Genomic DNA, 20,796 nt, shown 5'->3' with positions numbered 1-20,796 from the left:
CCAATTGGCCCCGTTTTTTTATGCCCGCTTGCGTCTGCCCGGCTGCTGCCAGTCGGCCAGGAAGGCCTCCAGCTCAAGGGGAGCCAGAGCCTTGCTACACAGGTAGCCCTGGTACTGCTGGCCCTGCAGGGCGCGGATGAAGTCCAGCTGATCCTCGGTTTCCACCCCTTCTGCCACCACGTCCAGCTTGAGGCTGTGAGCCAGGGCCATCACCGCCTGTACTATGGCCGCATCCTGGGGATCGTTGAGCACACCGGCGGTGAAGGATCTGTCTATCTTCAGTCGGTGTATGGGGAAACGTTTGAGTTGCACCAGGTTGGAATAGCCGGTGCCGAAGTCATCGATGGACAGGGTCACCCCCAGCTTGCGCAGCGCCTCCAGAATGCCGCGGGCCCGCTCCGGATTCTGCATCACGGCGCTCTCGGTCAGTTCCAACTCCAGCAAGGCGGGATCCAGGCCTGTCTCGACCAGAATGGCGCTCACCTGCTTAACGAAGTCATGCTGGTTGAGCTGGATGGCGGAGAGGTTGACCGCCACCGGCAGGGGGGATTCGAAGCGAGTGGACCAGGCCGCCGCCTGGGCGCAGGCGGTGCGCAGCACCCAGTCCCCCAGGGGCAGGATCAGGCCCGTCTCCTCCGCTACCGGGATCAACTCGTCCGGCGACACCTGCCCCAGCTCTTCATCCTGCCAACGCAGCAAGGCTTCGAGGCCGGTGAGGCTGTTGTCGGCCACCAAGATCTTGGGCTGGTAGGCCAGGCTCAGGCTGCCCTGCTCCAGGGCCAGGCGCAGCCGCTTTTCCAGCACCTGGCGCCGTTCCACGGCCGAGGTCATGCCGGCCTCGAAAAACTGGAAGTTACTGCGCCCGGCCGCCTTGGCCTGGTACATGGCGGCGTCGGCATGGACCATCAACTCGTGCTTGTCGGCACCGTTGTCCGGGTAACAGCTGATGCCGACGCTGCAAGAGATCCGCACCTCGTTGCCGTCCAGGCAAAAGGCGCTGGTCATCAGCGCCACCATTTCCTCGGCCAGGGCCGCACTCTTGGCCCTGTCTGTACCGGCAAAGGTCAGCACCAGGAACTCGTCGCCGCCGACCCTGGCCACCAAGCCGTCGTCCCCTAGGGCCTTCTTGAGACGCGAGGCCGCCGCCTGGATCAGGGCATCCCCCACATGGTGGCCAAGGGAGTCGTTGACCCCCTTGAACCTGTCGAGATCCACGAAGAAGACGGCGAAAGGCAAGGTGAGGCGCCGGGCCTCAGCCAACACGGCATCCAGGCGCTGCTCCAGCAGCAGCCGGTTGGGCAGCCGGGTCAGGGGATCGTGCATCACCATGGCCTGCAACTCGGCGTTGGCCTCTTGGAGGGAGGCCGCCAGCCGGGCATTGTGGGACGCGAGGTGGGCATCGAAGACCGCCATCACCAGGCCGGCCATCATGATGCTGGCAGCCACCAGGGCCACCCCAATGGCCAGGTGAATGGAAGAAAGGGCGTCACTGGCCATGCCACCGGTAGCCAGGGGAAAACGCGCCGCCGCCATGCCGGTGTAGTGCATGCCGCAGATGGCGACCCCCATAGCCAGGGCAGCAGCCAGGCGGTAGCCCAGGGCAGGCCTGTCACTGCCGGGGTTGAGCCTGAAAGCCAGCCAGAGCGCCGCACTGGCGGCGCTGACCGCCACCAGCACCGACAGCCACAGCAAGGCCCCGTCGTAGTGGATGCGGGTGGGCATTTCCATGGCCGCCATGCCCACGTAGTGCATGGCACAGATCCCAAGGCCCATGGCCAGGCCACCTGCCAAGAGGCGGCCACCACCGAGCCGGGGCACATTGACCAGGCCAAGGGCCAGGGCCGAGGACAACACGGCTGCCAGCATGGACAAGGCGGTCAGCCCCAGGTCGTAACCCGTCTTCATGGGCAGTTGCAGGGCCAGCATGCCGATAAAATGCATGGCCCAGATCCCGGTCCCCATGGCGAAGGCGCCGCCCCAGCGCCAGAGCAGCCGCCGTTTGCCCTGGCGCGCCGCCCTGACCCTGCCGGCCAGATCCAGGGCCGTAAAGGAGGCCATCACAGCCACCCCAAAGGACAGGGCCACCAGGGCCAGGTTGTAAGTCCCCTGCATCTGCACCAACTGCTCCGACTTCTTAACAGGACGCGCTATTCTACAGGGCCCAGGGCAAGGAACAATCAAAGAGGTCAGGCCAGATCGCCAGGTTGTGACGCAGTTAAAGGCTTTATCGCCAACGCAACAACCAGTGATGCCTAGCAAGTAAACCTCGGAGCCATAGCGCCCAAGGATCTGCCGGGTCCAGATAAAGAAAAACCCAGCGCTAAGGCTGGGTTTTCTATTTGGTTGCGGGAGCCGGATTTGAACCGACGACCTTCGGGTTATGAGCCCGACGAGCTACCAGGCTGCTCCATCCCGCGTCAATTTCGTAGCTTGGCCCTGGTCTGGTGCCTTGCGTTGTCTTTCTGCCCCTCAGATGGCACAGAAATTTGTTTGGTTGCGGGAGCCCGGATTGGAACGGGCAGCCCTGCTGCGACGACCTGGGTCGTCGGTCAATCCTGAATAAAAGCATTGATCTTAAATTTGGTTGCGGGAGCCGGATTTGAACCGACGACCTTCGGGTTATGAGCCCGACGAGCTACCAGGCTGCTCCATCCCGCGTCTGATGGCGGCCACTATACGGACTTTTATGGCCTTTGCAACAGCTGTCGGTGCGCTTGCCTAGAAAGCCGGCAAAATGGCACCTGAAAGCTCAATAAATCAGCGAAATCGGCGATAAAGGCCCCAAAAGCTGAAACAGGCCAGCAGCACGCTGGCGGTCATGGTGCCTGTCATGGCCAAGGCATCGTGGCCCTGGGCGGCGGCCATCAGGGCGCCGACACCGGCCCCTATGCCAAAGCGCAGGCTGCCGGTCAGGGAGGCGGCGGTACCGGCCAGGGCCGGCAGCTGCTCCAGCACCAGGGCCATGATGTTGGAGCCCACCATCGACAGGCAGCCCACATAAGTCATCACCGCCACCACCAGCAGCCAGAAGGGGCCATTCCACCAAGCCGTGGCCAGGGCCACCAGGGCCGCCAGGCATTGCAGCCCCAGGGCAAAGGCCAGCAGGCGCTCGGCCCCCTTGCGCCCCACCAGGCGGCCGTTGACGAAGGTCAGCGCCATCAGCGACAAGACGTTGAGGCCGAAGTAGTAGCCGAAATGGCCCTCGGGCACCCCGAATTGGTCGATGTAGACAAAGGAGCCGGCGGTGAGGAAGGCCATCAGGCCACTGAAGGACAGGCCGGAGCAGAACATCAGCCCCAGCAGCGCCGGTTTTGCCAGCAAGGTGCGGTAATTGCCCAGCACTGTGCCAAGGGCCAGGGGCGCCTTAGCCGGCAGGGTCTCAGGCACCTTGGCCGCCACCAGCAGGCAGGCGGCGGCCCCGAAGGCGCCCAATACCCAGAAGATGGCGTGCCAGTCGGCCAGCAGCAGCACCCAACCGCCCAGCATGGGTGCCAGCAGCGGCGCCAGGGTCACCACCAGGGTGATGGTGGAGAAGAGCCTGGCCAGCTCGTTGCGATCGGACACCAGATCCCGCAGCAGCGCATAGATCACCACAGAGGCGGCGGCCCCGGCCCCGCCCTGCCCTATGCGCAACCACTGCAGGAAGCCGATGTCGGTGCTCAGGGCGCAAAGCGGGCACAGCAGGGTGAATACCAGGGTGCCCCAGAGCAGCACCGGCCGGCGGCCCAGGCTGTCCGCCAGGGGCCCCAGCGCCAGTTGGCCAAGGGCGAAGCCCGCCACATAAGCGGAGACGGTACCCTGCACGGCGCCGGGCGCCACCCCCAGATCCCGGGCGATGCGCGGCAGGCTGGGCAGGTACATGTCGATGGCCAGGGGGGTCAACATGGCGACCAGGCCCAGGGTCAGCAGCAACGAAAAGGGAACGCGAGGCACAGGACAGTCTCGGGAGCGGAGCTAGGCCACCTATTTTGCCACAGGCCTCAGCCCTTGGGGGCGCTGGCCAGGGCCGCTTGTCGCAGTTGGCTGAAGAGCCGTCGCAGCAGTACCGGCACCCCTTCCTTGCCGCGCTTGCCGGCCTCTTCGGCGATGCGCAGCGCCACCTCCGGCTTGGACAGCCTGCTGATGGCGGTGCGGATGATGGAGCTGGGCTCGCCATGGCCATGCCAGTGGGCCAGATGCCGGAACAAGGCCCCATAGCCCTCTTCGAAGAAGAAGTGCTCTATATCCAGGGCTGGCAGTTGGGTCAGGCTGGCCTCCGCCTGATTGCCGAGAGTGCCCCTCACCTTGTCGGCGTAGCGGTCGCCGGCTTCGTCGCCGTCGCAAAGCACATGGACCCCTATGCCCAGGTCCCGGGCCAGGTGCAGCAGCGGTTTGAGGCCACATTGGGCGAAATCGATGACCTTGATGCCTTCGGCGGCCAGGTGTACCCCGGCCAGGTGGGCCAGCTCCGACATCAACCAGATCTCGGTCTCCCCCTCCACCAGCAGCCAGCAGCGGGCGAAGAGGCTGCTGGGCCTGTTGACCCTCAGGTGGAAGCCGATCCGCCGGTAGTCGTCCTCCCGCAGCAACTGCTTGAGGCGAAAACAGCGGAGCTCCCCCTGGCGCCGCACCAGACGGCGGATGGCCATCAGATCCTGGGCTCCCAGCAGCTCCGCCGACTGGGTCAACAGCAGCCGCCCCAAGGGCAGCTGGGACACCAGGCTCCAGAAGGTCGCCAGCATCACCGGGTGCAGCCGCGCCTCCGGCATGTCCAGCAGCAGTAACGGCCTGGCCAGGCGGGCCAGGGGCTTGTCCCCTTCCTGGACCATCATGACCCCGAAGAGTCCCAGCAGCGCCATCCTCGTCTGGCGGCTCGATTGGGTGATCACCTGCTCCAGGGTGCGGATGGCCTGCCAGTTGACCGGTTGGCGGGCGATGGCAAAGCGGCTGCGCGGCACCTTGGGCGCCTCTTCGCTGAAATAGCGGGCCAGCACCGCCTTCACCGAGGCCAGCCCCTCTTCCAGGGCCTGCTCCTTGAACTGCTCGGGGGCGTCCAGCAGCGTCTTCAGCCAAGGGGTCTTGGCCAGGTGTTCGGGTTCGGGGAAACCAAGGCGCAGCAAGGGGTGCAGGGCCAAGAGGTGGCGGGCCAGGCGCTGGCACTGCTCCGCCTCCAGGGGCTGGCCCTTGGCATCGGCAAAGAAGAGGCGGCTGCCCTGCCCCAGCCTCGCCTGCCAGCAGAGGCGGATGCGCATATGGCCGTCAGACTGGCCCCACATCAGCTGGCGCAGGGGCCTGTAGCGCAGCCGCCGCCAGTGGCCGCCTTGGCGCTCCACGAAAGTTAGGCTCAGTTGCAGTTGGTCGGTGCCTTGGTAAAAATCGGCCTCTTCGAACACCGCCTCCACGCCCTGTGGCCCCATGACCCTGTCCAGGGCATTGAGGAAGGAGCGCCGCCCCCAGGCGTTTTCGCCGATGAGGGTGGTGGCCTGGTCCAAAGGCAGGGAGAGCGCCTTGATACCCTGGAAGTGAAGAATGTCTATCTGCTCTAAGCGCATATCGGTCCTACATGCGGATCTGGCCCTGGCCGCCACCTTGGAGGCCGCCCTGCCGGAATTCGGCGGCGGCCGCTCTGTGGCGCAGTACCGGGCCCGGTTCACCGGCCCCCACCTTTGCCTGGTGGCCCTGGTGGATGGGGTGCCCGCCGCCTTTAAGCTTGGCTATGCCCTTGACGATACAACCTTTTATTCCTGGCTGGGAGGGGTATTGCCGCCCTACCGCCGCCAGGGCCTGGCCCAGTTGCTGCTGGAAGCCCAAGAAGCCTGGGCCGCCGGCCAGGGTTATGGCCGTATCGAGGTCAAATCCTCGGGGCGCTTTCCCGCCATGCTGGCGCTGCTGGCCAGGAACGGCTACCAAGCCTGTGGCGAGCACAACGGCAAGATCTTGTTCGCCAAGCCATTAAGCTGCTAGACGTTTAAGGAAAGGCTGTAGAAAAGCCCAGGCCGGCCGATAACAAGACAAGTCCTTCACGGAGGTGGTTTGATGAGAGAACGCTCCCTTGCCTTCAAGCTGTTCCTGACAACAGGGCTGCTGCTGTTGGTGTCTATCGGCGTCCTGACCCTGGTGGTGGCCGGCTTCCTGGGCAGCACCGCCGGCAAAGTCAGGGGCGAGAGCACCCGCCAGGTGGAAGACGAACTGATGCGGCGCCTGGAGGCCCAGGCCGGCCAGTACGGCGAGCAGATGGCCGGCCTCGTCAACGGCGCCTTCAGGGTGCCCCTGTCCCTGGCCGGCCAACTCAAGGGCAGCATCGAGTCCGGCGCCCCTCTGGCCCGGGACAAGGTGGTGGAGCTGGACAAATCCATGCTGGCCGCCAACCAGGGCCTGAGTTCCATCTACAGCCAGTTCGAGGCCAACGGCTATGACGGCCGCGACGCCGACTTCAAGGAGGGCTTCAAGCATTCGGTGAAGGGGGTCGGCACCCTGGAGATCTATTTCACCCGCAACCGCGACGGCAAGATAGAACAGCAGGTGGTGGACGACGCCGAGGAAAAGCACGTGGCCACCATAGGGGCCAACGGCCTGCGTGAAGCCGAGTGGTACCTCTGCGCCATGGACACCCACAAGCCCTGCCTGATGGAGCCCTACCTCTACGAGATCACCCCCGGCTATTCGGAGCTGATGACCTCCCTGACGGTGCCGGTGATGGCCGACAACCGCTTCCGGGGCGTGGTGGGGGTCGACATGAACCTGCCCATCTTCCAGAAGAAGGTCGAGGCCCTGTCCCAGTCCCTCTACGGCGGCCAGGCCAAGGTGATGCTGCTGTCCCGCCTCGGCCTGCTGGTGGGTGCCAGCCACCACAAGGACAAGCTGGCCAAACCGCTCAAGGAGGTGATGCCGGCCTTGGCCGACAAGATCCTCGGCCTGCATGGCAAGGGCCGGCTGGAAACCGGCGACAGCCTCATCGTCGCCTACCCGGTGGACATCCAGGCCGCCAACCAGATCTGGACCCTGGTCATCGAAGTGCCCAAGGCCTTGGCCCTCAAAGACGTGGACGCCATGAACCGGTCCATAGGCCATGACTTTGACCAGCTGGTGCTGAGCCAGGCCGGCATAGGGGTGCTGGTGATCCTGTTGGGTCTGGCCGTGATGCTGGTGCTGGTACGCACCATCACCACCCCCCTCAAGACACTCAACGGCCGCATGGACGATCTCAACGGCAGCGAGGGGGATCTGACCAAGGAAGTCAGCATCGACACCCACCAGGAGCTGATCACCCTGGCCGGCGGTTTCAACCGTTTCCTCGGCAAGCTCAGGGGCATGGTCGACCACCTCAAAGGGGTCAGCCTCGACGTGCAGCGCCAGGCCGAAGGCAGCGCCCGCATTGCCTCCGACACCCGTAACCTGGTGGCCCGCCAGCACGGCGAGATAGAGTCGGTGGTTACCGCCATGAACCAGATGAGCGCCGCCGCCAGCGAGGTGGCCCGCTTCGCCGCCCAGGCCGCCGACGAGGCCAGCCAGGCCAACGGCGCCGTCCAGGGCTCCAGAACCACCCTGGGCTCGGCCGTGGCCGACGTCAAGGGCCTGGCCGACGACATGTCCACCGCCGCCACCGCCGTCAACCAGGTAGCGGCCCGCAGCGCCGACATCAACTCCATTCTGGAAGTGATCCGCGCCATCGCCGAGCAGACCAACCTGCTGGCCCTGAACGCCGCCATCGAAGCGGCCCGGGCCGGCGAGCAGGGCCGCGGCTTCGCTGTGGTGGCGGACGAGGTGCGGGCCCTGGCCGCCAAGACCCGCAGTTCCACGGACGAAATCGCCGGCGTCATCAACAGCCTCAACCAGGAGGTAAGCGCCACCGTCGCCGTCATGGACCAGGGGGTGGAGCGGGCCAGCAGCACCGTCGGCCAGGCCCAGAGCGCCCTGGAGGATTTGACCCAGGTGGTGAGGCTCATCGACACCATCAACGACCACGTCACCCAGATGGCCACGGCCGCCGAGGAGCAGAGCTCGGTAAGCGACGAGATCAACCGCAACATCACCGGCATCGGCAGCGCCGCCAACGAGCTGGCGGCACTGGCCCAGCAGGCCGAGCAATCGGGCCAGCAACTGCACGGCCTGGTGGGGGATCTGGATAGGGAACTGGGCAAGCTGCGCACCTGAGGCAGCAACAGGCCGTCTCTGGCAGGGACGGCCTGGCTGTCGTAGTATCGGGGGCTTGGCTTTTTAGTTGATTTGTCCCTCTCCCATGCAGAATTTCGTCTACCACAGCCCCACCGTCATCCGCTTTGGCGAAGGGGAAATCGCCCAGCTGGCCCGCCATATCCCCGAGGGCGCCAAGGTGCTGCTCACCTATGGCGGCGGCTCCATCTTCCAAAACGGCGTCTATGACCAGGTCAAGGCGGCCCTCAAGGGCATGCCCTTCGGCGAGTTCGGCGGCATAGAGCCCAACCCCCGCTATGAGACCCTGATGCAGGCGGTGGCGCTCGTCCGCAACGAAGGTTTTGATTTCCTGCTGGCCGTGGGCGGCGGCTCGGTGCTGGACGGCACCAAGTTCATCGCCGCCGCCATTGGCTTCGACGGCCTGGATCCCTGGGACATCCTCGCCAAACAGAGCCCGGTCAAGGCCGCCCTGCCCATAGGCACTGTGCTGACGTTGCCGGCCACCGGCTCCGAGACCAACGGCGCCGCCGTCATCACCCGCGGCCCCGACAAGCTGGCCTTCGTCTCCGATAAGGTCAAACCCCGATTCGCGGTGCTGGATCCGGCCACCACCTACAGCCTGCCCCCCCGCCAGGTGGCCAACGGCGTGGTGGACGCCTTCGTCCATGTCATGGAGCAGTACATGACCCCTTCTGTGGCGCCGGTGCAGGACAGGTTCAGCGAAGGCCTGCTGCTGACCTTGCTGGAAGAAGGCCCCAAAGCCATGGCCAAGCCCCTGAACTACGATGTGCGGGCCAACCTGATGTGGGCCGCCACCATGGCCCTCAACGGCATCGTCGGTGTCGGCGTCGCCCAGGACTGGTCCACCCATAGCCTGGGCCACGAGCTCACCGCCCGCTTCGGCATAGACCACGGCCGCACCTTGGCCATAGTGCTGCCGGCCATGCTGCGGGTAAGGAAGGACGCCAAGCGCGCCAAGCTGCTGCAATTTGCCGAGCGCGTCTTTGCCGTGACAGGCGGCAGCGAAGAGGAACGCATCGAAGGCGCCATCGCCAAGATGGAAAGCTTCTTCCAGTCCCTGGACGTACCGACCCGGCTGCGCGACTACGGCGTTGAAGAGAGCGCTATCGATGGGCTGGTGGCGGCCCTGGAACGCAAGGGCATGACGGCCCTGGGCGAAGACGGCGGCGTCACCCTGGCGCTGAGCCGCCAGGTGTTCGAAGCCGCCTACTGAGGTACCAGCCACAAAAAAGCCCGCCAAGTCGGCGGGCTTTTTCGTGGCCAGAGGCTTAGGCCTTGAGAGCCACGGCTTCCTTGGCCAGGGCAGTGATACCGGCCCAGTCGCCGCTTTCCACCAGTTCCTTGGGGGCCAGCCAGCTGCCGCCGACGCAGAGCACGTTGGGCAGGGCCAGGTAGTCGGGAGCGCTCTTGAGGCTGATGCCGCCTGTGGGACAGAAGCGCACCTGGGGGATGGGGCCGCCCATGGCCTTGAGCGCCGGGGCGCCGCCGCTGGCCTCGGCCGGGAAGAACTTGAAGTAGGACAGGCCCAGATCCATGCCTTCCATCACCTCGGACAGGGTGCTGACGCCGGGAATGAGCGGCGCCGGGCCGGCCTTGGCGGCCTGGACCAGGGAGGGGGTCATGCCGGGGCTGATCACGAAGCGGGCACCGGCGGCCACGGCCGCCTGGTAGTCATCGCCGTTCAGCACAGTGCCGGCGCCCACCAGGGCGTCGGGCAGCTCACGGGCGATGGCGCTGATGGCGTCCAGGGCGCAGTCGGTGCGCAGTGTGACTTCCAGCACCTTGATGCCGCCGGCCATCAGGGCACGGGCCAGGGGCACGGCGTGCTCCAGTTTCTCGATGACCAGCACCGGCATTACCGGGCTGGCGGTCATCACCTCTTGGGGGGCAAGCTTCCAGGTCATTGGTTGTCCTCAAAGGGGAATCGGAACAGGGTGGCGCCCTGCTCGGCGCCGCACAGCTGCGGCCTTAAGTTCATGAAGAGGCCGCGACCCATGCCGATGCTGTTGGGGGCGAGATCGGCCTTGGCAGGCTGGCGCTGGGCCAGGGTCGCCTCGTCTACCAGCAAGGTCAGCTCGCCGGTGTGGGCGTCGAGGCGGATCATGTCGCCGTCCTGCACCTTGGTCAGCACAGGGTTGTCCAGGGCCTCGGGGGTGATGTGGATGGCGGCCGGCACCTTGCCAGAGGCACCGGACATGCGCCCGTCGGTGACCAAGGCCACCTTGTAGCCTTTTTCCTGCAAGACGCCGAGCGGCGGCGTCAGCTTGTGCAGCTCCGGCATGCCGTTGGCCTTGGGCCCCTGGAAACGCACTACCACTATGCAGTCTCTATCCAGCGCACCCGATTTGAAGGCGGCGTCCAGCTGGTTCTGGTCGGAAAAGACCACGGCCGGCGCTTCGATATGGGTGTTGGCGGCCGGTACGGCGGACACCTTGATGACGCCGCGGCCGAGGTTGCCGTGCATGACCCTCAGGCCACCCTCGGGGCTGAATGGCGCCTCGGGCTCGGCCAGCACGGCGGTGTCCAGGCTCTTGTCGGTGCCCTGGCGCCATTCCAGCTTGCCTTCATTGAGCCAAGGCTCCAGTTCGTACTGGTCCAGGCCCTCGCCCACTATGGTCTTGACCTCTTCGTTCAAAAGGCCCAGCTTGCGCAGGCCCTTGAAGAGGTAGGCCATGCCGCCGGCGGCCTGGAAGTGGTTGATGTCGGCCTGGCCGTTGGGGTAGATGCGGGTCAGCAGCGGCACCACCTTGGACAGGGCGTCGAAGTCGTCCCAGTTGATCTCGATGCCGGCTGCCCGGCCTATGGCCACCAGGTGCATGGTGTGGTTGGTGGAGCCGCCGGTGGCCAGCAGTGCCACCATGGCGTTGACCAGGGACTTGGCGGTCAGGATCTCAGCAAAGGGGGTGTAGTTGCCGCCCTGCTCGGTGAGGCGCGTCACCTGCTTGGCGGCGGCCTCGGTGAGGGCGTCGCGCAGGGCCGTGTTGGGGTTGACGAAGGAGCTGCCCGGCAGGTGCAGGCCCATCACTTCCACCATCAGCTGGTTGGAGTTGGCGGTGCCGTAGAAGGTGCAGGTGCCGGGGCTGTGGTAGGACTCGCTCTCGGCGCGCAGCAGCTCGTTACGATCGGCCTTGCCCTGGGCATAGAGCTCGCGGATGCGGGCCTTTTCCTTGTTGGGCATGCCGGACGGCATGGGGCCGGCAGGCACGAAGACGGTGGGCAGATGGCCGAAGCTGGCGGCGGCGATGAGCAGGCCGGGGACTATCTTGTCGCAGACCCCCAGCATCAGGGCGCCGTCGAACATGTTGTGTGACAGGGCCACGGCTGTGCTCATGGCGATGATGTCGCGGGACAGCAAGGACAGCTCCATGCCGGGCTGGCCCTGGGTGACGCCGTCGCACATGGCCGGTACGCCGCCGGCGAACTGGCCGACCGAGCCCACCTGGTGCAGCGCTTCCTTGATCAGGGCCGGGTAGCCCTCGTAGGGCTGGTGGGCCGAGAGCATGTCGTTGTAGGCGGAAACGATTGCCACGTTGGCCTTGGTGAAGGAACGCAGGCTGTCCTTGTCCGCCATGCCGCAAGCGGCAAAGCCGTGGGCCAGGTTGCCACAGGACAGGCTGGCGCGGTGCACGCCTTGGGCGCGCTGGCTTTCCACCTGTTCGAGATAGCGGGCGCGGGTGCCTTGGCTGCGCGCTTCGATACGGGCCGTTACCTCGGCCACAACCTTGTTCATGCTTCCTCCAGGTACAGGTAGAGGTCTACCGGGGTCTGCTTCTGGCCGAGGATGGCGCGGATCGGCATGGCCGCCACGTCATTGCTGGCCAGGGCCTGGTTCAGGGTGGCCTGCTTGTCGGCGCCCTCCAGGTGCAGATGGATCTGGCGGCTGCTCAGCAGCGCCGCCAGGCTCATGGAAATGCGGGCCAGGGGTTGGCTGGCCGGGTGGGCGGCGATCAGCCTGTCCTGGGTGTCCAGCCCCTGCCTGAGGTTGGGACAGTCGGGGAACAAGGAGGCGGTGTGGCCGTCGTTGCCCATGCCGAGGATCACCACATCCAGTGGCTGGGGCAAGGCGCCCAGCCAGTCGCTGGCGAGGCCAAGCCCCTCTTCCGGGGTGGCGTGAGGCGTCTTGAGGCCCACGAAACGGGCGCTGGCCGCCCTGCCCTGCAGCAGGTTTTCCCGCACCAGGGCTTCGTTGGAGGCCGGGTCGTCGATATCGACCCAGCGCTCGTCCGCCAAGGTCACCAGCACCTTGCTCCAGGTGATGGGCTGGCGGGACAGGGCGTGGAAGAATTTCAGCGGGGTACGGCCGCCGGACACCACCAGCGAGGCCTTGCCGCGCGCGTCTATGGCTTCCTGCAACTGGCCTGCGACCTTGGCGGCCAGGCTTTCTGCCAGGGCGTCTCTGTCGTTGAAGCGTTTCTCAACGGTGATCTTCATTTATTCCTCCCAGCTGCGGCCGTCACGGGTGATGAGGGCGATGGAGGCCACAGGGCCCCAGCTGCCGGCCTGGTAGCTCTTGGGCGCGTCGCCGCTTTGCTGCCAGGCGTCCATGATGGAATCCACCCAGGTCCAGGCCGCTTCCACCTCGTCGCGGCGCACGAAGAGCGCCTGGTTGCCGACCATGGCTTCCAGCAGCAGACGCTCGTAGGCGTCGGCGATGCGCTCGTCCCGGAAGGCCTCGAAGAAGGACAGGTCCAGCTTGGTGTTCTGCAGGCGCATTTGGGAGCCCAGGCCCGGCACCTTGCTCTGCATCTGCAGCTCCACCCCTTCCTCGGGCTGGAGGCGGATGATCAGCTTGTTGGCGGCCAATTGCTTCTGGGACTTGGCGAAGATGTTGTGGGGCAGCGCCTTGAAGCTCACCACCACTTCGGTGCACTTGGCGGGCATCCGCTTGCCGGTGCGCAGGTAGAAAGGCACGCCGGCCCAGCGCCAGTTGTCGATATCCACCCGCAGCGCCACGAAGGTCTCGGTGTGGGAGTTGGTGTTGGCGCCCTCTTCCTCGGCGTAGCCGGGCACGGCGTGGCCGCGCAGGAAGCCGGCCGTGTATTGGCCGCGTACCGTCACGTCGTTGACGTTGGCATTGGTGATGGGCCTCAGGGCCTTCAATACCTTGAGCTTTTCGTCGCGGATGGCGTCGGCGTCCAGGCTGACCGGCGGCTCCATGGCAATGAGGGTCAGCACCTGCAACAGGTGGTTCTGCACCATGTCGCGCATCTGGCCGGCCTTGTCGAAGTAGCTCCAGCGCCCTTCGATGCCAACCTCTTCGGCGACGGTGATCTGCACATGGTCGATGCAGCTGTAGTCCCAGTTCTTGGCGAAGAGGGCGTTGGCAAAGCGCAGGGCCAGCAGGTTCTGTACCGTTTCCTTACCCAGGTAATGGTCGATGCGGTAGATCTGGCGCTCGGCAAAGTGGGCGTCCACCTCGTCGTTGATGACGCGGCTGGAGGCGAGATCGTGGCCTATGGGCTTTTCCATGATCACGCGGCTGTTGTCACGGATGAGGTCGGCGGCGGACAGGCCCTGGCAGATGCTGCCGTAAAGGGAGGGCGGGGTAGCGAAGTAATAGACTTCCGGGGTGTCGTGGTTGACCGCCTCGTGGATGGCCCCATAGGCATCCAGATCGGCAAAGTCCAGGTCCACGTGGCCGAGACGGGCCTTGAAGCGGGCCAGTACTGTCTCGTCCACCGGCTCCTTGAGGAAGGTTTCCAGGGTCTTTTCGATGGGATCGGCCTCCCCCCTGGCGACGCCGACGATACGGCTGTCGTCGTGCAGCAGCCCCGCCTTGTCCAGTTGATAGAGGGCCGGCAGCAGCTTGCGCCTGGCAAGATCCCCCTTCACCCCAAAGAGCACCAGATCGCAAGGGCCTATGGCTTGCTCCCGTTTCATGCGTGCATCCTTCCGCTGATCAGTTACGTTGTAATTTAACTACATTATATGCGGGAAAACCCCACCGCTGTCTATCTCCTGGGCACAGAATTTCGCCTTGCAAACTTTCATAAGAGGTTTTTTTTCATAATAATGGCGAAAACGGTAAGCATCAGTGGGATCTTCCCGGCGGCCTGCCTCAGACCATAAGGAAATTGTAGCCATGAACACCCTGGATAAAATCGCCAAGAGCCTGGGCAGCCTGTCGAAGTCCGAACGCAAGGTGGCGGAGGTGATCCTCGCCAACCCCCAGTCGGCCATCCACTCTTCCATAGCTTCACTGGCCAAGGCCGCCGATGTCTCAGAGCCCACCGTCAACCGCTTTTGCCGCCGCCTGGACACCAAGGGTTTCCCCGACTTCAAGCTGCACCTGGCCCAGAGCCTGGCCAACGGCACCCCTTATGTGAACCGCCATGTAGAGGAAGACGACGGCCCCGACGCCTATACCGCCAAGATCTTCGAATCGGCCATGGCCTGCCTGGACACGGCGAGGCGCAGCCTGGACACGGCCGTCATCAACCGCGCCGTAGATCTGCTGACCCAGGCCAAGAAGATCTCCTTTTTCGGCCTTGGCGCCAGTGCCGCCGTGGCCCATGACGCCCTCAACAAGTTCCTGCGCTTCAACGTGCCCGTCATCTATTCCGACGACGTGCTGATGCAGCGCATGAGCTGCATGAATTCCGCCGCCGACGACGTGGTGGTGCTGCTGTCCCACACCGGCCGCACCAAGAGCCTGGTGGAACTGGCCCGCCTGGCCCGCGAGAACGATGCCACCGTCATCGCCATCACCTCCAAGGATTCGCCGCTCGCCAAGGAAGCCAGCATCGCCATCGGCATGGACGTCCCGGAAGACACCGACGTCTACATGCCCATGGCCTCCCGCCTGGCCTCCCTGACCGTCATCGACATTCTCGCCACCGGTTTCGTGCTGCGCCGCGGCCCCCGATTCAGAGAAAATCTGCGCCGGGTGAAGGACGTGCTGCGGGATTCCAGGTTGGAAAAAGACGACGAAAAGCGCTGATCGGATTTGTAGTAAAATTACATCATCTGGACAAGGCTTATGCTATAGTGGCTCCGTCGCCATTGTTGGTAAACAGTCATGCTCAGAAGAACGAAAATCGTCACCACCCTGGGGCCCGCCACGGACAAGGGTAACAACCTCGAGAACATCATCAGGGCCGGCGCCAACGTCGTCCGCCTGAACTTCTCCCACGGTAAACCTGAAGATCACATGGGCCGCGCCAAAGCGGTCCGCGACATCGCCGCCCGCCTCGGCCGCCATGTCGCCATCCTCGGCGATCTCCAGGGTCCCAAGATCCGCGTCTCCACCTTCAAGGACGGCCCCATCCAACTGGCCGTCGGCGACAGCTTCGTGCTGGACGCCGAGCTACCGGCAGGTGAAGGCCACCAGGGCGCCGTCGGCTTGGACTACAAGGCCCTGCCCCAGGACGTAGAGAAAGACGACGTGCTGCTGTTGGATGACGGCCGGGTACAGCTGGTGGTAACCGGCGTCGAAGGTGCCAAGGTGTTCACCCGCGTCATCATCGGCGGGCCCCTGTCCAACAACAAGGGCATCAACCGCCAGGGCGGCGGCCTCACAGCCCCTGCCCTGACCGACAAGGACAAGGCCGACATCAAGACCGCCGCCGCCATCGGCGTCGACTACCTGGCCGTTTCCTTCCCCCGCAGTGGCGACGATCTCCGCTACGCCCGGGAGCTCGCCGAGCAGGCCGGCGCCAAGGTGCTGATCTGCGCCAAGGTGGAGCGGGCCGAAGCGGTAGCCGACGACGAAACCCTGGACGACATCATCCAGGCCTCAGACGCCGTCATGGTGGCCCGTGGCGACCTGGGCGTCGAGATCGGCGACGCCGAACTGGTAGGCCAGCAGAAACGCATCATCAAGCGCTCCCGCGAGCTGAACCGGGTGGTGATCACCGCCACCCAGATGATGGAGACCATGATCGAGAGCCCCATGCCGACCCGGGCCGAGGTCATGGACGTGGCCAACGCCGTGCTGGACGGCACCGACGCCGTGATGCTCTCTGCCGAGACCGCCGCCGGTAAATACCCGGTAGAAACCGTGGAAGCCATGGCCAGGGTCTGTATCGGTGCAGAGAAGAACCCGGCCGCCCTCATCGACACCCACCGCATGAGCCACAGCTTCAACTCGGTGGAAGAGACCGTCAGCCTGGCCACCATGTACGCCGCCAACCACCTGGCCGGCGTCAAGGCCATCATCGCCCTCACCGAGAGCGGTGCCACCCCGCTGATGATGTCCCGCATCAGCTCGGCCCTGCCGATCTTCGCCCTGTCCCGCCACGCCAACACCCTCAACCGGCTGGCGCTGTATCGCGGTGTCTTCCCGGTGGCTTTCGACTCCAGCCACTACCGCGACGAGGCCCTGAAACGCGAGGCCCTGGCCCTGCTCAAGGGCAAGGGCCTGCTGCAGAGCGGCGATCTGGTGCTGCTGACCCACGGCGACCGCATGGAAACCATAGGCGGCACCAACACCTGCAAGATTTTGCAGGTCGACTGAGTCTCCGAAACGCAAAAAGGCGCCTGATGGCGCCTTTTTTATGCCTGCCTGGATCAATAGTGCAGCGGAAGTGCCTTATTCTCCAAGACCTGCATGACCAGCAGAGACAGGGCTGCTATGGTGTCACCATTTTCAGCCCCAAGGGACTAGCATGAAGAGCGGTAACATTCGCGCCAACATCAAGATCGGCGCCAAGGTGGCAGTGGTACTCAAAGAAGACCAAAGCAGCGGCGCCCTGACCGAAGGGGTGGTGCAGCGCATCCTCACCAACTCCGCCAACCATCCCCACGGCATCAAGGTCAGGCTGGAAGACGGCCAGGTCGGCCGGGTAAAAGAGATCCATAACGACTGAGGTTTGTCCCCGGGGCCAGCTTTATAGGGGTCTGCGGACTAGAGATCAAAAAAGCCCCTGCAAAGGGGCTTTTTTTTAAGGCTCAGTAGATATTGATGGTGTAGTCGATGTTCTGCACCTGCTCACCGTCGCCGGCTTCGTAGCGGGAGCGGATACTGAGCTTGTGCTCCCCTGGCGGCAGGGGTTTGACCATCACCCAGTAGCCTTCGGTGGCCGAGGGCGTGATCTTGGGCGGCAGCCGGTCTCGGGACACGGCCCCCAACAAATCGAAGCACTGCCTGGAACTCTGCTTGAAAGGCGCCAGGTTGCCCATGTCCTGGCCATCCACCTGCAGGCTCAGTTCCTTGATCAGCGGCCAGCTGACCTGCACCGCCTGCTGCATGGTCTCGCAGGGGTACTGGTTCTCGAAATTGGGGGCAGCCAACATGCTGAGCATGGGTACGAACAGGAACTTGCCTGCCGGCACGTTGCAGTAGCGATCCACCTTCTGGCCGTTGGGTGCGCTGGCCAGGAACCAGACAGGTCCCTTCTGGTTGTAGTCGCAGCGGTGCCCTGTCACGTCCGCATAGGGGCTGGCCGGCCCGGGCACGGACTTCTGCCACTGCCACCAGGCCACAGCGTATTGTTCCTGGCTGACCTTGGCCACCCTCATCCTGGGGGGCAGCAAGGCCTCATCCAGGGCCAGAGTCTCAAAAGAAAACAATGCAAGCATCAAAGCCAGGATCCCGGCTCGACTCCCCTTATCCATCTCCAACATTCCCTCATTGTCCTGTAGCAAGGATCTTTGCCTCGCTTTTCCTGCTTTTACAGCAGGTTGAACACTAAATTAACAAATAAGAGGGAAATGTAAAGCAAAGGCTCCGGTTTGAGCGCACAAAGTTGCCATGGTGTCTCGCTTTGGACGACAGCACCCTGGGCCAAGGCAAGGGATAGCCTAGCGCCGGCGCCGCCAGCCGAGGCGGTTACCAAGGGCGTTGATCACCGAGCCCACCACCACCAATGCCGCCCCAAAATAAGACAGCCAGGGCAGCTGGGCGGTATCGAAACCAAAGGGCAGAAAGGGCGCCAGCATCGCCACGAACAGGAAGGTGAAGAGCGGCGTGGTGGCCAGCAGGGCCGACACCTTGGAGGCCTCCCAGTGGTTGAGCGCCTCGGCAAAGGCGCCGTAGGCGATGAGGGTGTTGAAACAACAGAACAGCAGCCAGCCTCCTTCCCAGGTCGAAAGGTGCAGCACCTGGGCGGGGCTCGCCATAGGCAGGAACACCAGGGCACCGGCCAGGTTGATGAGCATCATGATCTGCACCGAGTTGAAATGGCGCAGCAGCTTCTTCTGGGCCAGGGCATAGGCGGCCCAGGTCACGGCGGCGATCACCATCAGGAAGATGCCGAGGCCAAGGCCGGCAAAATCGGTGACGATCTGCACCAGGCGTTCGTTGAAGAAAAGCCCCAGGCCCAACACCAGCACCAAGACCCCCAGCAGCTGGGACGGCCCGAAGGGCTCCTTGTAGAGCCAGACGCCCCCCAAGAGCAGCAGCAGCGGCGCCAACTGGATCACTGTCTGGGCAGTACGGGGGTCGAGGTGGCGAAGGGCCAGCAGGTAGAAGCCGTAGTTGGCCAGCAGGCCGACGATGCTCACCCCCAGCAGCCAGGGCCCCTGCCCTTCGAGGCGGCCAAGCTGCGGCAAATTCCCCTTGGCTCCCAGCCAAGTGGCTAGGATAAGGCCAGAAACCAGGAAGCGGTAGAAGGTGATGGTGTAGGGGTCCATGTGCACCAGCACTTCCTTGAGGGCGATGGGCAAGAGGCCCCAGAGCAGCACTGTCACCAACGACAAAAACGCGCCAAAGCCGGCGCGCCCTGATAACGGATGCATGGATAAGCTCCGAAAGTGGGTAGATGAAAAGCCCTGAGCCAAGCTCAGAGCAACAGCTGTTTGACCTTTTCCCGGTAGGAGCGCCCAACCCGCAGCTCATCGCCGCTCTTGAGGCGCACCAGGTAGTCGGCGCTGGCCAGGTTGATGAGCTGGCCGATGCGTTCGCGGTTGACGATGGCGCTGCGGTGGATGCGCACGAAGCGGCGGGGGTCCAGCATGGCCTCCAGCTCTTTCATGGTCTTGCGCATGATGTGGGTGACGCCCTTGGCGTGGATGCACATGTAATCGCCGGCGGCGTCCACCCAGTCGATGTCGGCAACGGCCACCAGGCTCACTTCTGAGCCGTCGCGGATGGCCAGTTGGCTGGCGTAGTCGCCGGTCACCGCCTCGCCACGGCTGAGGCGCTGCTGCACCTCGTCCATGCTTACGCCGGCCAGTTCCGCCAGGGCCTTGAGCATGCGGGCCTCGCGCCGCGCCTGGTCACGCTGCTCCAGTTGGCTGCCGATGCGCTCCAGGCAATCCTTGAGGCGCTCGCCATCCACGGGTTTCAGGAGGTAGTCCAAGGCGTGGAGTTCAAAGGCCTTGACCGCGTAATCGTCATAGGCGGTGACGAAGACCACCAGCGGTAGATCCAGGTCTTTTTCCACCAGGGATTCGAGCAGCTCGATGCCGCTCATGCCCGGCATCTGGATGTCGAGGAACACCAGATCCGGCTTGAGTGCCACTATGGACTGCAAAGCCTCCTTGGCGGAGGAAGCCTCCCCCACCAGCGTCAGGGCCGGATAGTCGGCCAGGCGGAGTTTCAGTCCCTGGCGGGCCAGGGGCTCGTCGTCAACTATCAGGGTTCTAATGGTCATTCTTCTGTCTGGTAGGGTATGCGTAAGTTTACGGTCAATCCCGAGGCCGCCCTGGAGGTCAGGGTGAAGGCGAAATCCTCACCGTAGAGGGTCTGAAGGCGCTCGCGGGTATTGGCCAATCCAAGGCCGGTGCTGGTGCTCTTGCCCTGCCCAAGGCCTGGGCCATCATCGGTGATCTCCAGCAAGAGATCACTACCAAAACGTTTGCCCGAGATCCAGAGGTTGCCCCCCTGCACCCGGGCCGCCACCCCGTACTTGATGGCGTTCTCGATAAGGGGCTGGAGGATAAGGGACGGCACCAGCGCCAGTTTCACCTCGTCCGCTATCTGCCAGTGCACCTTGAGGCGGTCGGAAAAGCGCACCTCCTCGATGGCGAGGTATTTTTCCATGGCCCGCACTTCCTGCTCCAGCGGCACCCGGCGGATAGGGTCGTTCTCCAACGAGTAACGCAGGAAGTCGGCCAAGCCCACCACCATGCGGTTGGCGGTGTCGTTGTCCTTGACCATCACCAGGGTGGAGATGGCGTTCAGGGTATTGAACAGGAAATGGGGGTTGAGCTGGTAGCGCAGGGCCCGCAGCTGCGCCTGCTGGGCGGCGTTGGTGGCCTTGAGTGCCTTCTCGTTCATCAGCTGCAACATGCGGTAGTACTTGATGCCGAAATAGAGGCCGCTCCAGGCCGCCAAGATGGGCACCGCCGCCACCACGTAGCCGTAATAGCCCGACCAGGCGTCCGGCGCCTTGTTGGGATAAAGCACGGCAAAGTAGAAGAAATTGCGCGCCAGCTGCCAGACCATGCCCACCAGCAGGCAGGCGAGAATGGCGATGAAGACGATGGTGCGGGGCCTGAAGTTCCAGATCCGCCGGTACAGGTAGCGCAGGGGTATGGACAGCAGCCAGCCGGTACCGCTCAAAAAGGCGATATGGACCCAGTACTTGTCTGAACTGCCGGCCAGGTAGTTGGAGATCCAGAACAGGGCGCCGTAGCTTGCCCAGCCGAAGCTGTGCAGCAGCCAGAAATACTTGTCGTGATGTCGGCCGAACAGGGTGCGGCCCACGTCCTTGGGATCGTCAGAGAGGGACTTTCTCATAAGGCGCCTCGGCAAGCGAT

General features: G+C 64.3%; 17 protein-coding genes and 2 tRNA genes. 6 read left to right on the top strand and 13 right to left on the bottom strand.

Annotation, left to right across the window (positions count from 1 at the left end):
• Positions 1-18: 18 nt before the first annotated feature.
• From PVT67_RS08040 to PVT67_RS08020, 5 genes are all read right to left on the bottom strand, one after another.
• On the bottom strand, positions 19-2,112 hold the full coding sequence (locus PVT67_RS08040; protein WP_301499384.1) for a putative bifunctional diguanylate cyclase/phosphodiesterase: 2,094 nt from the start codon (positions 2,110-2,112) through the stop codon (positions 19-21).
• A gap of 228 nt (positions 2,113-2,340) precedes the next feature.
• Positions 2,341-2,417 (bottom strand) — tRNA-Met (locus tag PVT67_RS08035).
• A gap of 164 nt (positions 2,418-2,581) precedes the next feature.
• Positions 2,582-2,658 (bottom strand) — tRNA-Met (locus tag PVT67_RS08030).
• A 99-nt stretch (positions 2,659-2,757) separates the two neighbouring features.
• Positions 2,758-3,933 carry a Bcr/CflA family multidrug efflux MFS transporter gene (locus PVT67_RS08025; RefSeq protein WP_301499383.1) on the bottom strand — a complete coding sequence of 392 codons (1,176 nt, stop codon included), beginning with the start codon at positions 3,931-3,933 and terminating at the stop codon, positions 2,758-2,760.
• Positions 3,934-3,980: 47 nt separating this feature from the next.
• Complete coding sequence (locus tag PVT67_RS08020; protein ID WP_301499382.1) at positions 3,981-5,531, bottom strand: DUF2813 domain-containing protein; 1,551 nt, start codon at positions 5,529-5,531, stop codon at positions 3,981-3,983.
• On the opposite strand from PVT67_RS08020, the gene PVT67_RS08015 reads away from it, so the two are divergent.
• From PVT67_RS08015 to PVT67_RS08005, 3 genes are all read left to right on the top strand, one after another.
• On the top strand, positions 5,509-5,943 hold the full coding sequence (locus tag PVT67_RS08015) for a GNAT family N-acetyltransferase (protein ID WP_301499381.1): 435 nt from the start codon (positions 5,509-5,511) through the stop codon (positions 5,941-5,943). The two genes, PVT67_RS08020 and PVT67_RS08015, sit on opposite strands and share 23 nt — an antisense overlap.
• Before the next feature lie 72 nt (positions 5,944-6,015).
• The gene (locus tag PVT67_RS08010; protein ID WP_301499380.1) at positions 6,016-8,133 is read left to right on the top strand and encodes a methyl-accepting chemotaxis protein; all 2,118 of its coding nucleotides are present in this window, start codon (positions 6,016-6,018) and stop codon (positions 8,131-8,133) included.
• An 85-nt stretch (positions 8,134-8,218) separates the two neighbouring features.
• Positions 8,219-9,367, top strand: a complete 1,149-nt coding sequence (locus PVT67_RS08005) for an iron-containing alcohol dehydrogenase (RefSeq protein ID WP_301499379.1) — start codon at positions 8,219-8,221, stop codon at positions 9,365-9,367.
• A gap of 55 nt (positions 9,368-9,422) precedes the next feature.
• Here the strand turns inward: PVT67_RS08005 and PVT67_RS08000 are convergent, their stop codons facing one another.
• From PVT67_RS08000 to zwf, 4 genes are read right to left on the bottom strand one after another with little or no spacing between them, the layout of a single operon-like run.
• Positions 9,423-10,058, bottom strand: a complete 636-nt coding sequence (locus tag PVT67_RS08000; protein WP_301499378.1) for a bifunctional 4-hydroxy-2-oxoglutarate aldolase/2-dehydro-3-deoxy-phosphogluconate aldolase — start codon at positions 10,056-10,058, stop codon at positions 9,423-9,425.
• A complete protein-coding gene (gene edd, locus PVT67_RS07995) occupies positions 10,055-11,884 on the bottom strand; it encodes a phosphogluconate dehydratase (protein ID WP_301499377.1) in 1,830 nt (609 codons plus the stop codon). The genes PVT67_RS08000 and edd overlap by 4 nt, the downstream gene beginning before the upstream one ends.
• Positions 11,881-12,585, bottom strand: coding sequence for a 6-phosphogluconolactonase (pgl, locus tag PVT67_RS07990; protein ID WP_301499376.1), 705 nt, complete (start codon positions 12,583-12,585; stop codon positions 11,881-11,883). Before pgl ends, edd begins: the two co-directional genes overlap by 4 nt.
• Positions 12,586-14,034 carry a glucose-6-phosphate dehydrogenase gene (gene zwf, locus PVT67_RS07985; protein WP_301499375.1) on the bottom strand — a complete coding sequence of 483 codons (1,449 nt, stop codon included), beginning with the start codon at positions 14,032-14,034 and terminating at the stop codon, positions 12,586-12,588.
• A 202-nt stretch (positions 14,035-14,236) separates the two neighbouring features.
• Between zwf and PVT67_RS07980 the strand changes: the two genes are divergently transcribed.
• The 3 genes from PVT67_RS07980 (at position 14,237) to PVT67_RS07970 (ending at position 16,961) form a co-directional block, all read left to right on the top strand.
• The gene (locus PVT67_RS07980) at positions 14,237-15,094 is read left to right on the top strand and encodes a MurR/RpiR family transcriptional regulator (protein ID WP_301499374.1); all 858 of its coding nucleotides are present in this window, start codon (positions 14,237-14,239) and stop codon (positions 15,092-15,094) included.
• A gap of 78 nt (positions 15,095-15,172) precedes the next feature.
• A complete protein-coding gene (gene pyk / locus PVT67_RS07975; protein ID WP_301499373.1) occupies positions 15,173-16,609 on the top strand; it encodes a pyruvate kinase in 1,437 nt (478 codons plus the stop codon).
• 151 nt (positions 16,610-16,760) lie between these two features.
• Positions 16,761-16,961 (top strand): YwbE family protein, encoded by a 201-nt coding sequence (locus PVT67_RS07970; protein WP_301499372.1) that lies wholly within the window; start codon positions 16,761-16,763, stop codon positions 16,959-16,961.
• A gap of 82 nt (positions 16,962-17,043) precedes the next feature.
• On the opposite strand, the gene PVT67_RS07965 is transcribed toward PVT67_RS07970, so the two are convergent.
• The 4 genes from PVT67_RS07965 to PVT67_RS07950 all read right to left on the bottom strand — a co-directional run bounded on the left by PVT67_RS07965 (position 17,044) and on the right by PVT67_RS07950 (position 20,776).
• Positions 17,044-17,673 (bottom strand): hypothetical protein, encoded by a 630-nt coding sequence (locus PVT67_RS07965; protein ID WP_301499371.1) that lies wholly within the window; start codon positions 17,671-17,673, stop codon positions 17,044-17,046.
• Between the two features lie 222 nt (positions 17,674-17,895).
• On the bottom strand, positions 17,896-18,831 hold the full coding sequence (locus tag PVT67_RS07960) for a DMT family transporter (RefSeq protein WP_301499370.1): 936 nt from the start codon (positions 18,829-18,831) through the stop codon (positions 17,896-17,898).
• Between the two features lie 44 nt (positions 18,832-18,875).
• A complete protein-coding gene (locus PVT67_RS07955; protein WP_301499369.1) occupies positions 18,876-19,688 on the bottom strand; it encodes a LytR/AlgR family response regulator transcription factor in 813 nt (270 codons plus the stop codon).
• On the bottom strand, positions 19,685-20,776 hold the full coding sequence (locus tag PVT67_RS07950; RefSeq protein ID WP_301499368.1) for a sensor histidine kinase: 1,092 nt from the start codon (positions 20,774-20,776) through the stop codon (positions 19,685-19,687). Before PVT67_RS07950 ends, PVT67_RS07955 begins: the two co-directional genes overlap by 4 nt.
• Positions 20,777-20,796: the final 20 nt, after the last annotated feature.

Source organism: Gallaecimonas kandeliae (genome assembly GCF_030450055.1).
In the GTDB taxonomy this organism is placed as follows: domain Bacteria; phylum Pseudomonadota; class Gammaproteobacteria; order Enterobacterales; family Gallaecimonadaceae; genus Gallaecimonas; species Gallaecimonas kandeliae.
Note: the sequence above shows the minus strand (reverse complement) of the source record. Positions and strands in the feature narration are given on the sequence as shown.

What these genes read in the sequence shown, in the direction of transcription:
- PVT67_RS08040 (WP_301499384.1), bottom strand. Translation starts at nt 2,112, where the DNA reads ATGCAGGGGACTTACAACCTGGCCCTGGTGGCCCTGTCCTTTGGGGTG.
- PVT67_RS08015 (WP_301499381.1), top strand. Translation starts at nt 5,509, where the DNA reads ATGTCTATCTGCTCTAAGCGCATATCGGTCCTACATGCGGATCTGGCC.
- PVT67_RS08020 (WP_301499382.1), bottom strand. Translation starts at nt 5,531, where the DNA reads ATGCGCTTAGAGCAGATAGACATTCTTCACTTCCAGGGTATCAAGGCG.
- PVT67_RS08010 (WP_301499380.1), top strand. Translation starts at nt 6,016, where the DNA reads ATGAGAGAACGCTCCCTTGCCTTCAAGCTGTTCCTGACAACAGGGCTG.
- PVT67_RS08005 (WP_301499379.1), top strand. Translation starts at nt 8,219, where the DNA reads ATGCAGAATTTCGTCTACCACAGCCCCACCGTCATCCGCTTTGGCGAA.
- PVT67_RS08000 (WP_301499378.1), bottom strand. Translation starts at nt 10,058, where the DNA reads ATGACCTGGAAGCTTGCCCCCCAAGAGGTGATGACCGCCAGCCCGGTA.
- edd (WP_301499377.1), bottom strand. Translation starts at nt 11,884, where the DNA reads ATGAACAAGGTTGTGGCCGAGGTAACGGCCCGTATCGAAGCGCGCAGC.
- pgl (WP_301499376.1), bottom strand. Translation starts at nt 12,585, where the DNA reads ATGAAGATCACCGTTGAGAAACGCTTCAACGACAGAGACGCCCTGGCA.
- zwf (WP_301499375.1), bottom strand. Translation starts at nt 14,034, where the DNA reads ATGAAACGGGAGCAAGCCATAGGCCCTTGCGATCTGGTGCTCTTTGGG.
- PVT67_RS07980 (WP_301499374.1), top strand. Translation starts at nt 14,237, where the DNA reads ATGAACACCCTGGATAAAATCGCCAAGAGCCTGGGCAGCCTGTCGAAG.
- pyk (WP_301499373.1), top strand. Translation starts at nt 15,173, where the DNA reads ATGCTCAGAAGAACGAAAATCGTCACCACCCTGGGGCCCGCCACGGAC.
- PVT67_RS07970 (WP_301499372.1), top strand. Translation starts at nt 16,761, where the DNA reads ATGAAGAGCGGTAACATTCGCGCCAACATCAAGATCGGCGCCAAGGTG.
- PVT67_RS07965 (WP_301499371.1), bottom strand. Translation starts at nt 17,673, where the DNA reads ATGCTTGCATTGTTTTCTTTTGAGACTCTGGCCCTGGATGAGGCCTTG.
- PVT67_RS07960 (WP_301499370.1), bottom strand. Translation starts at nt 18,831, where the DNA reads ATGCATCCGTTATCAGGGCGCGCCGGCTTTGGCGCGTTTTTGTCGTTG.
- PVT67_RS07955 (WP_301499369.1), bottom strand. Translation starts at nt 19,688, where the DNA reads ATGACCATTAGAACCCTGATAGTTGACGACGAGCCCCTGGCCCGCCAG.
- PVT67_RS07950 (WP_301499368.1), bottom strand. Translation starts at nt 20,776, where the DNA reads ATGAGAAAGTCCCTCTCTGACGATCCCAAGGACGTGGGCCGCACCCTG.